The sequence below is a fragment of the Streptomyces sp. NPDC042102 genome, assembly GCF_055582305.1.
In genome coordinates this window covers 81847-96997 of record NZ_JBVJDL010000013.1, presented here as the reverse complement: position 1 = coordinate 96997, position 15151 = coordinate 81847, and the positions used below count along the sequence as shown (strand labels likewise).

18 protein-coding genes are annotated in these 15151 nt (G+C 73.5%); 14 read left to right on the top strand and 4 right to left on the bottom strand.

All coding sequences use genetic code 11. The features are described from left to right. Nucleotides 1–14: 14 nt before the first annotated feature. The 3 genes from ACZ6KO_RS31410 to ACZ6KO_RS31400 form a co-directional block, all read right to left on the bottom strand. Nucleotides 15–1238: a S1C family serine protease gene (locus tag ACZ6KO_RS31410; protein ID WP_469307370.1), complete on the bottom strand. Its 1224-nt coding sequence runs from the start codon at nt 1236–1238 to the stop codon at nt 15–17. A gap of 323 nt (nt 1239–1561) precedes the next feature. Next, a complete protein-coding gene (locus tag ACZ6KO_RS31405; protein ID WP_469307369.1) occupies nt 1562–2593 on the bottom strand; it encodes a LacI family DNA-binding transcriptional regulator in 1032 nt (343 codons plus the stop codon). 24 nt (nt 2594–2617) lie between these two features. Next, nucleotides 2618–3409, bottom strand: coding sequence for a response regulator transcription factor (locus ACZ6KO_RS31400; RefSeq protein ID WP_469307368.1), 792 nt, complete (start codon nt 3407–3409; stop codon nt 2618–2620). A gap of 481 nt (nt 3410–3890) precedes the next feature. Here ACZ6KO_RS31400 and ACZ6KO_RS31395 point away from each other — a divergent pair, with 481 nt between their 5' ends. From ACZ6KO_RS31395 to ygfZ, 13 genes are all read left to right on the top strand, one after another. Beyond that, nucleotides 3891–4145, top strand: coding sequence for a MoaD/ThiS family protein (locus tag ACZ6KO_RS31395; RefSeq protein ID WP_401453836.1), 255 nt, complete (start codon nt 3891–3893; stop codon nt 4143–4145). 639 nt (nt 4146–4784) lie between these two features. Beyond that, nucleotides 4785–6002, top strand: coding sequence for a hypothetical protein (locus ACZ6KO_RS31390; RefSeq protein ID WP_469307407.1), 1218 nt, complete (start codon nt 4785–4787; stop codon nt 6000–6002). Between the two features lie 113 nt (nt 6003–6115). After that, nucleotides 6116–6814 (top strand): LmeA family phospholipid-binding protein, encoded by a 699-nt coding sequence (locus ACZ6KO_RS31385; RefSeq protein WP_469307367.1) that lies wholly within the window; start codon nt 6116–6118, stop codon nt 6812–6814. Between the two features lie 159 nt (nt 6815–6973). Beyond that, nucleotides 6974–7069, top strand: coding sequence for a putative leader peptide (locus ACZ6KO_RS31380; protein ID WP_401453834.1), 96 nt, complete (start codon nt 6974–6976; stop codon nt 7067–7069). A 189-nt stretch (nt 7070–7258) separates the two neighbouring features. After that, on the top strand, nt 7259–8098 hold the full coding sequence (locus ACZ6KO_RS31375; RefSeq protein WP_469307366.1) for a sulfurtransferase: 840 nt from the start codon (nt 7259–7261) through the stop codon (nt 8096–8098). Nucleotides 8099–8163: 65 nt separating this feature from the next. Then, nucleotides 8164–8454 (top strand): DUF1416 domain-containing protein, encoded by a 291-nt coding sequence (locus tag ACZ6KO_RS31370; RefSeq protein ID WP_401453832.1) that lies wholly within the window; start codon nt 8164–8166, stop codon nt 8452–8454. A gap of 124 nt (nt 8455–8578) precedes the next feature. Beyond that, nucleotides 8579–8827: a DUF3099 domain-containing protein gene (locus ACZ6KO_RS31365; RefSeq protein ID WP_469307365.1), complete on the top strand. Its 249-nt coding sequence runs from the start codon at nt 8579–8581 to the stop codon at nt 8825–8827. A gap of 129 nt (nt 8828–8956) precedes the next feature. Beyond that, a complete protein-coding gene (locus ACZ6KO_RS31360; protein WP_469307364.1) occupies nt 8957–9724 on the top strand; it encodes a hypothetical protein in 768 nt (255 codons plus the stop codon). Further along, nucleotides 9721–10551: a hypothetical protein gene (locus ACZ6KO_RS31355; RefSeq protein WP_469307363.1), complete on the top strand. Its 831-nt coding sequence runs from the start codon at nt 9721–9723 to the stop codon at nt 10549–10551. The genes ACZ6KO_RS31360 and ACZ6KO_RS31355 overlap by 4 nt, the downstream gene beginning before the upstream one ends. Before the next feature lie 5 nt (nt 10552–10556). Beyond that, complete coding sequence (locus ACZ6KO_RS31350) at nt 10557–11405, top strand: hypothetical protein (protein WP_469307406.1); 849 nt, start codon at nt 10557–10559, stop codon at nt 11403–11405. A gap of 304 nt (nt 11406–11709) precedes the next feature. Further along, on the top strand, nt 11710–12282 hold the full coding sequence (locus tag ACZ6KO_RS31345) for a heme-binding beta-barrel domain-containing protein (protein WP_401453830.1): 573 nt from the start codon (nt 11710–11712) through the stop codon (nt 12280–12282). Nucleotides 12283–12363: 81 nt separating this feature from the next. Then, complete coding sequence (locus tag ACZ6KO_RS31340; RefSeq protein ID WP_469307362.1) at nt 12364–12801, top strand: Fur family transcriptional regulator; 438 nt, start codon at nt 12364–12366, stop codon at nt 12799–12801. A 10-nt stretch (nt 12802–12811) separates the two neighbouring features. Beyond that, nucleotides 12812–13777, top strand: a complete 966-nt coding sequence (ygfZ, locus tag ACZ6KO_RS31335) for a CAF17-like 4Fe-4S cluster assembly/insertion protein YgfZ (RefSeq protein WP_469307361.1) — start codon at nt 12812–12814, stop codon at nt 13775–13777. Nucleotides 13778–13820: 43 nt separating this feature from the next. Here ygfZ and dtd read toward each other — a convergent pair whose 3' ends face one another. After that, nucleotides 13821–14246 (bottom strand): D-aminoacyl-tRNA deacylase, encoded by a 426-nt coding sequence (gene dtd, locus ACZ6KO_RS31330; protein ID WP_401453827.1) that lies wholly within the window; start codon nt 14244–14246, stop codon nt 13821–13823. A 161-nt stretch (nt 14247–14407) separates the two neighbouring features. Here dtd and ACZ6KO_RS31325 point away from each other — a divergent pair, with 161 nt between their 5' ends. Continuing rightward, nucleotides 14408–15052, top strand: coding sequence for an RsiG family protein (locus ACZ6KO_RS31325; protein ID WP_469307360.1), 645 nt, complete (start codon nt 14408–14410; stop codon nt 15050–15052). Nucleotides 15053–15151 lie beyond the last annotated feature (99 nt).

The following is a 15151-nucleotide window of genomic DNA, read 5'->3' as shown; positions in this document are numbered from 1 at the left end:
GTGCCGGGGCGCGGCTAGAAGGACGGGAACGAGGTGCCGAATCCGTCGGCGCCGCTCGACCCGCTGCCGTTGCCCGACCCCTGCTGCGGGCCGGCCCCGCCCGGGCCGCCCTTGCGCAGGGAGTCCAGGTCGGCCTTGATGGTGTTGACCGGGATGGCGAAGCCGAGACCGACGCTGCCGGCCTGGGAGCTGTCGCTGCCGGGGGAGTAGATCGCCGACGGCATGCCGATGACCTCCCCGTTCATGTTGAACAGCGCGCCGCCGGAGTTGCCCGGGTTGAGCGAGGCGTCCGTCTGGATGGCCTTGTACGAGGTCGTCCGCGATCCGGGGTCGCCGTTGAACTGCTGCCCGTCGAAGGAGAACGGCCAGCCGCCGCCCTGCCCGCCGTACGGGGACTGCCGGCCCTGCCGGGAACGGTTGTCCTCCTTGGGGACGTTCACCTCGCGGTCGAGCGCCGAGACGATGCCGCTGGTGACGGTGCCGGTGAGGCGGTCGGGGGAGCCGATGGCCACGACCTGGTCGCCGACCTTGACCTGGTCGGAGTTGCCGAGCTTGGCGGGCTTCAGTCCGCTCGCGCCCTGGACCTTGATCAGGGCGAGGTCCTTGTCGGGGTCGGTGCCGACGATCTTGGCGGGGTACTTCTTGCCGTCGCTCATCGTCACCTGGATCTCGGACGCGCCGCTGATCACGTGGTTGTTGGTGACGATCTCGCCGCTCTCGGAGATCACGACGCCGGAGCCGGTGCCGCCGCCGCTGCCGGCGCGCGTGTCGATCCGTACGACGGAGGGGCTGACCTGCTCGGCGACGCCGGAGACGGTGCCGGTGTTCGACTGCGAGACGTTGGAGCCGTTGACGCCCCCGCCGCTGCCGCCGGCGCCCTGGCCGCCGAGGAACTGCTGGACGGCGGCCGCGGTGCCACCGCCGACGACGGCGGCCGCGAGGGCCACGGCGACCAGGAGCGCGACCGGCTTCTTCGCCTTGGCGTGCCCGGGGGAGGCGGGGGCGACGGATACGGCGTCGTCCGCCCAGCCGGCCTGCGGCTGGTGCGCCTCGTGCCAGCCGGGCGCGGGGGCGGTGGGCGGCGTCGGCGGGTGGACCGGCGGCGGGGGGTAGGCGGCGGACTGCACCTCGCCGGCCAGCCGCTCACGGCCGCGCTGCCAGTCCTCGCCGAAGGACGTGGGCTGCTGGTTCGGGCGGTTCTCCTGGTACTCGCCTTCGCGGCGGTGGCTGTCGGTCATGAGACGACTCTCGCCACCGTTCATGAGAGCCGTCTGAGTCCCGGCTGAGAAGCCCGACAGAACCGCGTATGCCCGAAATAAGCGCGCCCCGCCTCCCGCCCCCGCCGGGCCCCATCCAGCCCCGCCACCCCTCCAGCCCCGCCGGCGTCTGAGGCGCGGGGTCCGGGGGCGGAGCCCCCGATCTCTGAGTCGCGCCGCCCTCCAGCCCCGCCGGCGTTTGAGGCGCGGGGTCCGGGGCGGAGCCCCGATCTTTGAGCCCCGCCGGCGATTGAGGCGCGGGGCCGCGGGGCGGAGCCCCGGGCACGGGGCGGGCCCGGGTCGGGTTAGGCGCGCGGTTCGCAGCCGCAGCTGCGGCGGACGACCAGGGCCGACGGGAACTGCTTGAGGCGCTCCCGGCGGGACCCGGCCACCCGCAGGCCGTCGTCCAGGACGAGGTCGACCGCCGCGCGGGCCATCGCCGGACGGTCGGACGCGACCGTCGTCAGCGGCGGGTCCGTCAGGGCCGCTTCCTTGACGTCGTCGAAGCCGGCCACCGCCAGCTCCCCCGGCACGTCGATCCGCAGCTCCCGCGCCGCGCGCAGCACACCGATCGCCTGGTCGTCCGTGGCACAGAAGATGGCCGGCGGCCGGTCCGGGCCGGCGAGGACCTCCAGCGCGACGCGGTAGGCGTCGTAGCGGTTGTACGGCGCCTCGAACAGCCGGCCCTCCACCGACCGCCCGGACTCCAGCATCGCGCGCCGCCAGCCCTCGACGTGGTCGGCGACGGGGTCGCCGACCGACGGGGTGTTCTCGATGCCGCCGATACAGGCGACGTACGCGTGCCCGTGCTCCAGCAGGTGACGGGTGGCCAGCTGCGCGCCGCCGATGTCGTCCGTGACGACGGCGACGTCGTCGATCGCCTCCGGCCGCTCGTGCAGCAGCACCACCCGGGCGTCCCACGCCTCGATCTCCGAGGCCGCGCGCTCGCTCATGCCCTGGCTGACCAGGATCAGCCCGGAGACCCGCATGCCGAGGAACGCCCGCAGGTAGTGGACCTCGCGCTCGTCCCGGTAGTCGGAGTTGCCGACCAGCACCATCTTTCCGCGCTCGGCGGCGGCCTGCTCGACCGCGTGCGCCATCTCCGCGAAGAAGGGCTGGCGGGCATCCGGGACGATCATGCCTATGAGATCGGTGCGCCGCGACGCCATCGCCTGCGCGACCCGGTCGGGCCGGTAGCCCAGCTCCTTGATCGCGCCGAGGACGCGTTCGCGGGTGGCCGGGGCGACCGGCCGGGGTCCGTTGTTGATGACGTAGCTCACGACCGCGGTAGAGGTACCCGCCAGTCGTGCAACGTCGTCCCGCGTCACCTTGGCCACGCGCGAGAGTCTACGCGGGGTGACCTACCTCTGGGCAGGCCGTCCTGCCGTTTGGACGGGCACCGGCGTGTCCTCCATCCGGGGGACGCTCCCGGACGCCTCCGCGGCCGCCTTGTTGCGGGCCTCCTCGGCCGCCCGCTCGACCTTCTCGGGCGACACGAAGCGGTAGCCGACGTTGCGGACGGTGCCGATCAGCGACTCGTGCTCGGGGCCGAGCTTCGCCCGCAGCCGCCGGACGTGGACGTCGACCGTCCGGGTGCCGCCGAAGTAGTCGTAGCCCCAGACCTCCTGGAGCAGCTGGGCGCGGGTGAAGACCCGGCCCGGGTGCTGGGCGAGGTACTTCAGCAGCTCGAACTCCTTGAAGGTCAGGTCCAGGACCCGCCCCTTCAGCTTGGCGCTGTACGTCGCCTCGTCGACCGACAGGTCGCCGTTGCGGATCTCCATCGGGGAGTCGTCGGAGCCGAGCTGCTGGCGGCCCGTGGCCAGCCGCAGCCGGGCCTCGACCTCGGCGGGGCCGGCGGTGTCGAGCAGCACGTCGTCGATGCCCCAGTCCGCGGTGACGGCCGCCAGGCCGCCCTCGGTGACGACCAGGATCAGGGGGCAGCCCGGTCCGGTGGAGCGCAGCAGCTGGCACAGGGAGCGCACCTGCGGCAGGTCGCGGCGGCCGTCGACGAGGATCACATCGGCACCGGGGGTGTCGACGAGCGCGGGGCCCTCGGCGGGGGCCACCCGGACGCTGTGCAGCAGCAGGCCGAGGGCGGGCAGCACCTCGGTGGAGGGCTGCAGGGCGTTGGTCAGCAGCAGAAGTGAGCTCATCGCCGACCACCTGCCCGGGTCGGTCGGTCGTACACGGTTCGCTGGCCCATCACGTCGGTTCCTCCTCGGTCCCGTCCCGGGGGCACCACCCGGGCGGAGCCCGGGGGAGTGCGAGGCACTGCTTCGTACGTCGTCCGGCGCCGTCCGGCCCCCGCGCCCTGGGGACCGTCCTGCCGGTGTGTTCGTGTGCTGTTCAACGCGCTGAAAGCACAAAAGGACCCGGGGGCAACGTTGCCCGGATCCTCTTCGCAGCCAGAATAGCCCACCGGTCGTTTCGTGGCAGAGGCTTCGCGGTGCTCCTCACATGTGGTCCCCGCCACGCCCGTGACCGGGCCGTCGCCCGGTTTCACCGTATCGGTGGACCGGACGCGGGCCGGGTGGGCGCACGACGGGCGCGCGGAGGCACACGTGGTCGCGGGCGCGAGGGGTCATCATGGAGGCCGACGGTACGTGCCGTACGTAGCCGACGATAGGAGCTGTAGTGGCAACCGGAACCATCCGCTACTGGGCGGCGGCCAAGGCCGCGGCCGGGGCGGCGGAGGAGCCGTACGAGGCGGCGACTCTGGCCGAGGCGCTCGACGCCGTGCGCGCGGCGCACCCCGGGGAGCTGGCCCAGGTGCTGCGGCGCTGCTCCTTCCTGGTGGACGAGCACCCGGTGGGCACCCGCCCGCACGGCGAGGTACGGCTGACCGAGGGCGGCACCGTCGAGGTGCTCCCCCCGTTCGCGGGCGGGTGAGCGGACGCCATGAGCACGCCTGACGAGCAGCAGTACCGCCCGGCGCCGGACCAGCCCGCGCAGCCGGACGAGGACGCGTACGCCACGCAGACCTGGCAGTCGGCCACCTGGGACACCCAGTACCAGCCGGTCCAGCCCCCGGCCCCCGGCCCCGTCCCCGCCCCCGACGCGTCCCCGGCGCACCACTGGTCCGCCCCGCAGGCCGAGGCCCAGGGGTACGCGCAGGACTACGCCCCGTCCCCGGCCCAGCCCCAGGGGCAGCCGCAGGCGCAGTGGTCCGGCCAGCCCGCCGGGGCCTGGGACGGCGTTCCCACGCCGGCCCCGGCCGGCGGCCAGGACGGGGCGGCCGCCCCGGCGCCCGGGGAGGCGTGGCAGGCCCCGGCGTCCGGCGGCCGGCACGCCGCCCCGGCGTACGGCATCCCGCACCCGAGCCCCAGCCCGGAGCCGATCGCGCCGGCGGGCTGGTTCCGTGACGAGGTCCCGCAGGCGGCGCCGGCCGCCCCGGCGGCTCCCGCCCCGCAGGGGCTCGCGGCGCCCGACGGCTGGTTCCGCGACGAGGCCCCGGCCCAGGCCCCCGCGCCCTCTGGGGCCACCGCGTGGCCGGCCCCGGACGCCGCGCCCGCCGCGCAGACCGCGTACCTGCCGCCGTACCGCGAGGACGCCGCGCCCGCCGCGCAGACGGCGTACCTGCCGCCGGTGCAGCCGGATGCCGACGCGGCGGCGCAGACCGCGTATCTGCCGCCGTACCGGGAGGACGCGGCCGCGGCCGCGCAGACGGCGTACCTGCCACCGGTGCAGCCGGATGCGGACGCGGGGGCTTCGGCTGCCGCGCAGACGGCGTACCTGCCGCCGTACCGGGAGGACGCGGTGGCCGGCGCGGAGACGGCCTACCTGCCGCCGGTGCAGCCGGATGCCGACGCGGGGGCGCAGACCGCGTATCTGCCGCCGTACCGGGAGGACGCGGCCGCGGCCGCCCCGGCCGCAGCAGGGAACCCCGTGAGCCCGGTGACCCCCGGTCACCCCGCCCTCGACGCCCTGCCCCCCGTCCCGGAGGGCGGCCCGGAGTACTCCCCGCCGACGCTCGGCGGGGCCACCCGCATCGTCGACCCCGCGCAGGCACGGGCCGAGGGGCGCTCGCCCATCATCGACCCCGGGCCGCAGCCCGCGCTGCTCACCGCCGCCCTCGGCGTCCTGCTGGCCGGGGCCGCGGCCTTCGGCCAGCTCGCCCTGCTCGTCCCGCTCGTCGTGCTCCAGGCGCTGACCGCCGCCGGCTGGTTCCGCCTCAACGGCATGTGGCCGGCCCGCCAGGGCATCGCGCTGGCCTTCCTCGGCGCGGTCACCGCGGACATCGCCGTCCTCGCCGTCGACGACGCGTACGGACCCGGCGCGGTCATCGGCACGCTGGGTGCCTGGGTGCTGCTGACCCTCGTGCTCCAGCTGCGCAGCCACGCCGACCCCGACGAGCGGATGTACGGCCTGATGGCGTCGGTGGCCTCCGCCGCCCTCGCCATCGTGTGCGCCGGTTACCTCGCCGCCGACCTGGCCGCCGTCTCCGTCGGCGCGGTCGCCGTCGGGGTCGCCGCCTTCACCCGGTCGCTGCCGCTGCCGGCCGCCCCCTCCGTCGGGGCCTCGCTGGCCGCCGCGGCCGGCGCCGGGATCGCGGTCGGCGGCATGACCGAGGTCGGCGCCGTGGGCGGGGCCCTGGTCGGGCTGGTCGCCGGGGTCTGCGCGCTGATCGGGCTGCGCGTGGCGGCGTACGACTACCCGTCGAGGTTCGTCCACATGACGGCGGGAGTCGCCCTGCCGCTGGCCGTCGCCGCTCCCGCCGTGTACCTGATCGGGCGCGTGGTCGGCTAGGCGCGGCTGGGCGCGGCTGGGCGCGGCTGCGCGACAGGGGCCTGGTCGGGCGCGTGGCCGGCCGGCCGGAGGCCGCCCAGTAGCCTCGTGACGTACCGAACGGGGAGGGAAACATGCGTGTCCTGCGCATATTTGTGATCATCGGGTTGATCCTGGCCGGGCTCTTCGTGGCCGCCGACCGCTGGGCGGTCGGCTACGCGGAGGACGAGATGGCCGCCAAGGTCCGCCTCGGGCAGGGGCAGGCGGGCAGCACCACGGTGGACATCCACGGCTTCCCGTTCCTGACCCAGGCCCTGGGGCGCGAGCTGGAGCAGGTCGACGTCCATCTCACCGGCGTCGAGGCGGCCGGCACCGACGGCCGCAAGATGCGGATCTCGCAGCTCGACGCGAGCTTCCACGGCGTCAAGCTGGACAGCAACTACACGGGCGGCACCGCCACCCGTGTCAACGGCTCCGCGCTCGTCTCGTACGACGACCTGACCAAGACCTCGCAGAACGGCGCGACCATCGCGTACGGCAACGCGCCGGGCAAGGTGAAGGTCACCGCCACCGTCGAGGTCCTCGGCCGCAGCATCACCCGCAGCGTCGTGTCCACCGTCACCCTCGGCGAGGACGGCCGCACCGTGCGGGTGCGGGCCGACGAGGTGCCCGGCGAGGGCATCCCCGGCGTCGAGGGCATGATCCGCAAGAAGACGGACTTCGAGCGCCGTATCAACGGCCTGCCGGAGGGCATCAAGCTGTCGGAGCTGACCTCGGACGCGGGCGGCCTCCACCTCGCGCTGGACGGCCGGAACGTGACCCTGGCCGGATAGTGAGACGGGCCGGTCCGATCCGCAGAAGGACGGGCCCGCACGCCGTGCCGACGACGCCCCCGGGTGCCCCCCGGGGGCGTTCGCGTATCAACATCCGGACGATCCTGTCTCGAAATATGACACACCGGTGACAGGGCGGCCTGTTCGTCCCTACGATCCATGGCTATGAAGCATCAGCAGGCGGACCTCACGAAGCGACGGGCAGTAGACCTGTGTCGCGTCGCCGCCATGCTCTGTCGCTCGCTCTCCATGTGAGCGATCCGCTCCCCTGAAGGCCGTACACCGGCCGTTCCCGCGTGACCGCCCCCGCCGCAACCCGCCCCACGGCTTCCCGTGCCGGGCACCGCGGCGCACCCGCCGGTCACGCACGCGCAGCACCATCCGCAGCACCGCACCCGCAGCATCTGCACCGCCCCGCCGCACACTGCCCCGGAGGAGAACACCATGAGCCGCAGCGACGTCCTCGTCGACGCCGACTGGGTCGAGGCCCACCTGAACGACCCCAAGGTCGTCATCGTCGAGGTGGACGAGGACACGTCCGCGTACGACAAGAACCACATCACGAACGCCGTCCGGATCGACTGGAAGCAGGACCTCCAGGACCCGGTGCGCCGTGACTTCGTGGACCAGGAGGGCTTCGAGAAGCTCCTCTCCGCCAAGGGCATCGCCAACGACGACACCGTCGTCCTCTACGGCGGCAACAACAACTGGTTCGCGTCCTACGCCTACTGGTACTTCAAGCTCTACGGCCACCAGGACGTCCGCCTCCTCGACGGCGGCCGCAAGAAGTGGGAGCTCGACTCCCGCGACCTGGTCTCCGAGGTCCCGCAGCGCGCCGCCACCGCGTACAAGGCGCAGGCCCAGGACACCTCGATCCGCGCGTTCCGCGACGACGTCGTGGCCGCGATCGGCTCCCTGAACCTGGTCGACGTCCGCTCGCCCGACGAGTTCTCCGGCAAGCTGCTCGCCCCGGCGCACCTCCCGCAGGAGCAGTCGCAGCGCCCCGGCCACGTGCCGAGCGCCCGCAACATCCCGTGGTCGAAGAACGCCAACGACGACGGCACCTTCAAGTCGGACGACGAGCTCAAGGCCCTGTACGAGGGCGAGCAGGTCGATCTGGCGAAGGACACCATCGCCTACTGCCGCATCGGTGAGCGCTCCGCGCTGACCTGGTTCGTCCTGCACGAGCTGCTCGGCCAGGAGAACGTCAAGAACTACGACGGCTCCTGGACCGAGTACGGCTCCCTGGTCGGCGTGCCGATCGAGCTCGGCGCCAACAAGTAATCGGCGCCAACACGTCATCCGGGCACGCGACGCCCTCGTACGACCTCTAGGACAGGACAGAGAACATGTGTGGAGCACAGATCGGCGGACCGGACGTCTCGACCCTCAAGCCGGGTGAGACGGCCATCCAGGGCCAGGTGACCAAGGACGGCGAGCCCATCTCGGGCTACGTCCGTCTGCTGGACTCGACCGGCGAGTTCACGGCCGAGGTCCCGACCTCGGCGACCGGCCAGTTCCGCTTCTACGCGGCGCAGGGCGAGTGGACCCTCCGGGCGCTCATCCCGGGCGGCACGGCCGACCGCAAGGTCGTCGTGACCGAGACCGGCAGCCTGACGGACGTCGCCATCGCCGTCTGAGGCGCCGGCGCCCGACCGGGCACCGCTCGACCGGCCGAAGGGCCGCACCTCCATGGGGTTGGACGCCACTGGACGGAGGTGCGGCCCTTCGCGCCGTTCCCGCGCGCGGACCTACGCTGGAGGCATGTACGCCCGGCGCCGGCGCGCCTACTTCCTGCTGATGGGCGGATGCCTCTTCCTCTTCGTCTCCGCCTGGGCCTTCGTACGGCTGTGGTCCGTGCCGGCGGCGGTCGCGATGTGCCTGGTGGCGATGGTGATCCCGCCGGTCGCGGCGATGGTGGCGAACCGGCGCGGCCCGGACGACCGCTGGTGGGACGACCCCTCGGGCGATCCGAAGTCGGACGAGTGGTGGGACGAGCTCGACGGCAAGTGAGGACGCCGCCGGAACCGTCGGCTACCGAACCGTAATAACGCTCCGTACAACTCCTCCCCCGAGCGGCGCATCCAACGTGTGCACCGGCAACCGCGCCGGTGCCCACGATGTCCTGTGGGGGGACCCTCTTTGGAGCACGAGCGGCCGGAACCGGTCAATCCGGAATTTCCGGCAGCACATGACGGCCCGCGCGGCCGCCGCCGTACCCCCGTCCTGATCGCGGCCGCCGCCGCGCTCGGCGTCCTCGCCGGTGCGGTCACCGGGTACGCCGTTCAGTACGACCGCGAGCCCACGCCGCTGGCCCCGCTGGCCCAGCAGCGGCTGGACCCGCCTAAGCCGCAGGCGCCCGACGAGCGCACGACGTACAGGACGCTGAACGCGAACCGCTGGCACAAGACGGACGGCGACCTCGCCCAGCTGCTGCTGGAGGCGCCGGCCGGGGCGAAGACCGTATTCCGGGGCGCGGAGTCGGTGGACTCGTACGCGTCGGATTTCATGGAGCCGGACGAGGCCCTGAACGCCCTGCTGGTCGAGGACGTCCGCAGGATCGCCGCGCTGGAGTACGCGCAGGACGAGCGCGTCTTCGTGGACATCGATCTGATCCAGTTCCACGACCGCGAGGGCGCCGACAGCTTCTACACGGATCACGCCCGGTACCTCGGCGGCTCGGAGTACGCCGGCGACGACGGTGCCGCGATCCCCGGCGCGGCCGAGGGCTTCGGCCGGGTCTGGGTCCGGTCCCAGCCGTTCCGGAAGGCCGGCTACGAGCCGGTGCACGCGGCGACCGCCGTGGTCCGGCGCGGGGACATCGTGATGCACCTGAGGTACGCCGACAGCCGGAAGGTCGCGGCGCGCGACGTCGTCGATCTGGCCGCACGACAGCTGGAGCGACTGTGACCGAGCGGATCCCCGACCGGACGCAGGCCGTCGACCCGGCCCCCGTGGCCCCCGTGGCCCCCGTGGCCCCCGTGGTCCCGGCGGTCCCCCCGGCTCCCGCCCGGCGGCGGCGCGCCGCCCTGGTCGCGGCCGGCGCGGGGCTCGTCGTCCTGACCGCCGTCGCCGTCGCCGGCGTCGTCCTGGTCGGCGGAGCCGACCGGACCGCCGAGACCCGTTACTGGGCCGCCGAGGGCGCCGACGCCACGACCGCGCCGACCCCGGCCGCCGTGCCGCCGAACGGCCTCACCGCCAAGCTGCTGCCGGTCCCCGACCTGTACCGGCCCGGCCCCGATATCGGGCCGGACGGCAACGACTTCTACCTCGCCGGCGAGCACGCGGTCGAGCGGTTCAAGGAGGCCCGGCCGGGCCTGTCCACCCCGCAGCGCGAGGCCCGCGACAAGGCACTGGCCGAGCTGAAGCTCACGGGACTGGCCGGGCGCAGCTACCGGCTGAATTTGCGCGACACCGTCGCGTACCAGGTCGAGCTGATGCAGGCCGACCCGAAGGCCGTCAACCAGTTCTCCGAGGTCACCAAGAAGCTCATGGACCTCACGGGCGGCGACCGCACGGCGCCGAAGATCGAGGGATTCCCGCAGGCCAAGTGCGTGCTGACGGCCGTCGGTGAGGAGAAGAACGAGCAGGTCGACAACCTCGACTGCGTGGCCGTCGAGGGCGACCTCCTGGTCGTCTTCCACGCGTACGGCCCGAAGCCGTTCTCCGTGGGCGACGCCACCGAGTTCCTCAAGCGGCAGCTGAACCACCTGAAGTCCCCCGGGGAGTCCGTGTGACCGACATGTCCGAGAAGCCCGAGCCGGCGGGGACGTCCGAGCAGCCCACCGCCGACGTCGGCGCCCCGCCCGCCCCCCGGGACCGGTGCCGGCTGCGCGCCGCCCTGCGCTGGACGGCCGCCGTCGTCGTGTTCGCCGCCGTCGGCTCCGCGGTCGCGTACGGGGTCGCCCGGGCCGAGCGCACCGACCTCCCGGGCCTGGCCACCGAGGCCGACGGCCGCTGGACGTACCCGGACCTGGTCAGGCCCGCGCTGCCGGCCGGCGCACCGCTGCCCTTCGCCCCGGACAACAAGGACGGCACGCACTACGCGGCGCTGAGCCAGCTGCTGCTGCCCGCGCCCGCCGGCTCCCGCCCGGACGACACGGTCAAGGCGGGCAAGGACGGCGTCGTCCCGGTCGACGCGTTCCTGGAGGAGTACGCCGCCGACGTCCGGCCCCGGCTCAAGGCCGGCCTGGAGCAGGACGGCCTGCGGCAGATCGCCGGCCGCGGCTGGACCATGCCGGACGGCACCCGCACCCATGTCTACCTGCTGCGCTTTCACTCCTCGGGATTCATGCACGCCTTCCACGGCTGCGGCCCCGACGCCGGCCTCGGCGGCGTGCCCGTCCTGGAGCGGGACCCGGTCTGGCGCGCCGCCCTGGTCGGGCAGACCGGCCGGGCGCTGGCCGCGGGCACCGGCAGCGACGCCGAGGTCTACCGGGAGCCGCTGCCCGCAGGTGACGAGCAGCTGGCCAACGGCTGCGTCAAGGCCGGCGACATCCGGGCCGTGATCGTCCAGACCCGCAAGGGCGAGGTGCCCGCGGTTCCGCTGCACCAGACGGTGATCCTCCAGCACCAGCTGCTCGGCCGCTAGCGGCCCGCCGGGACGCCGCCGGGACGCCGCCGGGCGACCGGGCGGCGACCGGTACGGCGGACCTCACAGAGTGCGCCGGTCCCCGGGCCAGTAGGCTTGGGGACCGGCCCGTTTCCGCCCGAACGAACACCTCCGAGGAGCACCCCGTGCTTGAGGCAGTCTTCACCTCCCTGCTGGTCCTGGTCTGCGTCGGCGTCCTCGCCTTCACCGTCCTCGCCGTGAAGAAGCTGTACCAGGGTCAGCGCTGAGCACCTGCCGCTGACCGCCCCGGAACCCCTCCCACAGATCGCCTGAGCAGCCATTCATGATCCAGATCCCGTCCGACCTGAACCCGGGCCTCGTCCCCCTCGCCTTCCTCCTCGGCACCTGGGAGGGCGCGGGCGTCTTCGACTTCCCCGGTGAAGAGAAGTGCAACTTCGGCCAGGAGGTCGTCTTCGGCCACGACGGCCGGGACTTCCTGGAGTACACCTCGCACACCTGGGTCCTCGACGCCGAGGGCAACAAGGTCCGGGCCCTGGAGTCCGAGTCCGGCTACTGGCGCATCGACAAGGACCGCAAGGTCGAGATCGTCATGGTCCGCGACCAGGGCGTCGTCGAGGTCTGGTACGGCGAGCTCGCCGACGGCAAGCCGCAGATCGACCTGGTCACCGACGCCGTCGCGCGCACCGCGGCCTCCGGCCCGTACAGCGGCGGCAAGCGCCTGTACGGCTACGTCAAGAGCGACCTGATGTGGGTCGGCGAGAAGGCCACCCCGGACGTCGAGCTGCGCCCGTACATGTCCGCGCAGCTCAAGAAGGTCGTCACGCCCGAGGAGGTCGCCGAGATGGCGCGCAACCTCCCGGACATGCCGGACGACGGCATCGCCTTCTTCCGGTAGGCCGCCCGGATTGTCCTCCGAGGGGACCACGGGACCGCGTGAGCAGTCCCGCGGTCCCCTTCGCGCGCTTACACTGGCCCCGTGGTGAGCACCGACTGGAAGAGCGACCTGCGGCAGCGCGGCTACCGGCTGACACCGCAGCGCCAGCTTGTCCTGGAAGCGGTCGACACCCTGGAGCACGCCACCCCGGACGAGATCCTCGCCGAGGTGCGCAAGACCGCCTCCGGGGTCAACATCTCCACCGTCTACCGCACGCTGGAGCTCCTGGAGGAGCTCGCCCTCGTCAGCCACGCCCACCTCGGGCACGGCGCCCCCACGTACCACCTCGCCGACCGGCACCACCACATCCACCTGGTGTGCCGGGACTGCTCGGACGTGATCGAGGCCGACCAGGACATCGCCTCCGAGTTCACCGCGAAGCTGCGCGCCGCCTTCGGTTTCGAGACCGACATGAAGCACTTCGCGATCTTCGGACTGTGCGCCAAGTGCGCCGCCAAGCACCGGGCGGACGAGTCGTAGGCTTGGGCTCATGACCAGCCCTTTGCTCAATCTTCCCGGCGCCGTGGCGGCCGAAGGCCGTGACGAGGGCGTCGCCGCCCACTACGGCGAGCTGTACGGAGAGCAGCGCGCCCTCGCGGACGGCCGTGGTTTCGTCGACCTCTCGCACCGTGGTGTCGTCGCCGTCACCGGCTCCGAACGGCTGAGCTGGCTGCACCTGCTGATCACCCAGCACGTGACCGAACTGCCGCCGGGCCGGGCCACCGAAGCGCTGATCCTGTCCGCCAACGGGCACATCGAGCACGCCCTCTACCTCGTCGACGACGGCGAGACGGTGTGGGCGCACGTCGAGCCGGGCACCCAGGAGGCGCTGATCGCCTACCTGGAGTCGATGAAGTTCTTCTACCGGGTGGAAGTCGCCGACCGCACCGCCGACTTCGCGGTCGTCCACCTGCCCGCCGGCTCGATCGCGGACGTCCCCAAGGAGTACGTCGTACGGGAGACCGCGCACGGCCGCGACGTCTTCCTGCCGCGCGCCGAGCTGGAGGCGTTCGCCGCGTCCCACGGCCCGGCCGCCGGGCTCCTGGCGTACGAGGCGCTGCGCGTCGAGGCGCACCGGCCGCGGCTGGGCCTGGAGACCGACCACCGCACGATCCCGCACGAGCTGGGCTGGATCGGCACCGCCGTGCACCTGCAGAAGGGCTGCTACCGCGGCCAGGAGACGGTCGCCCGGGTCCACAACCTGGGCAAGCCGCCGCGCAGGCTGGTCTTCCTGCACCTGGACGGTTCCGAGGTGCACCTGCCGCCGCACGGTACGCCGGTACGGCTGGCCGCCGACGGTGCCGAGGGCCGCCAGCTCGGCTTCGTGACCACCGCGGTGCGCCACCACGAGCTGGGCCCGATCGCGCTGGCGCTGGTCAAGCGGAACGTTCCGGTGGACGCGCCGCTGCTGGTGGGGACGACGGCGGCGGCGCAGGAGGTCGTGGTGGCGCCGTAGCGCCGTTGCGCCGTAGCGCCGTAGGGGGCGGGCTCTCCGCCGCTCACATGTCGATGACGATGGTGAACGGGCCGTGGTTGGTGAGCGAGACGCGCATGTCCGCCCCGAACCGGCCCGTCGCCACGGTCGCGCCGAGCGCCCGCAGCTGGGCCACGACCTCGTCGACCAGCGGCTCGGCGACCGGGCCCGGCGCGGCCGCGTTCCACGTGGGGCGGCGGCCCTTGCGGGCGTCGCCGTAGAGCGTGAACTGGGAGATCACCAGCAGCGGCGCGTCGATGTCGCTGCAGGACTTCTCGCCCTCCAGCAGCCGTACCGACCACAGCTTGCGCGCCAGCAGCGCCGCCTTCTCCGGGGTGTCGTCGTGGGTCACCCCCACCAGGACGCACAATCCCTCGCCCACGATCTCGCCCACGGTCTCGCCGGCCACGACGACGCTCGCGCCGTCCACCCTCTGCACCACTGCTCGCATACCACCTGTGTACCAGGCGTGCACCCGTCCGGGGCCGATCGGGTGGACTGCGCCCGGGGTGCGCCACGGTGAGTGGCACGATGCACACAGGCGGTGCTTCCCCCGGGGCCATCGGGGCCGGGGAGACCCCGAGCACCGGTCGAGGGGACGGACACGTTCGTATGAATACTTCGGGTACCTCATCCGTACCGGCCGCATCACCGGCCACATCACCGGCCACGTCTTCCGTCAGCGCTGCCGCGGTCCGACCACCCGCCCAGCGCACCGGCCACGCCGACCGGGACACCGGTGACGAAGGCGGCCCGGCCGCGGCCGCCGCGCTGGGGCTGCCCGCGCTGCGCGCGCTGCGCCGCGACGCGCAGCGCGACGAGGCCGATCTCAGCTACATCCGCAGACTCCTCCAGGGCCGGATCGACATCCTGCGCGCCGAACTGGCCCGCCGGGCCGACCCCGAGGCGCCCGCCGCGCCCGAGACCCCCGTCGGGGGGGTCGTCGAACGGCTCTCGGAGATCCTCGCCGACGCCCCGTCCCGGCGCAGCGCCTCGGCCCGCCACGTCACGCTCGGGACCCCGCACAACGAGGAGTTCCGGCTGCTGGCCGCCGAGATGCTCTCCGACGTCGAACTGTCGGACCTCGGCGCCCGTACGGACGCGGAGCTGCACGAGGCGATGGCCCGGCTGGTGCGCTACGAGCAGCAGGTCTCGCGGCGGCGCCAGCAGTTGCAGCGGACCGCCGACGACTGCAGCGCGGAGATCACCCGGCGCTACCGCGAGGGCGAGGCCCAGGTGGACGACCTGCTGGTGTGACGCCGGCGGCCACCGGGCGGCGCGCGCCGGGCCCGGGGCGCCGGGCGGGATCCGGCCGGCGGAAATTCGGGAGACCGGCCGGCCGGTCGGCGATTAGCG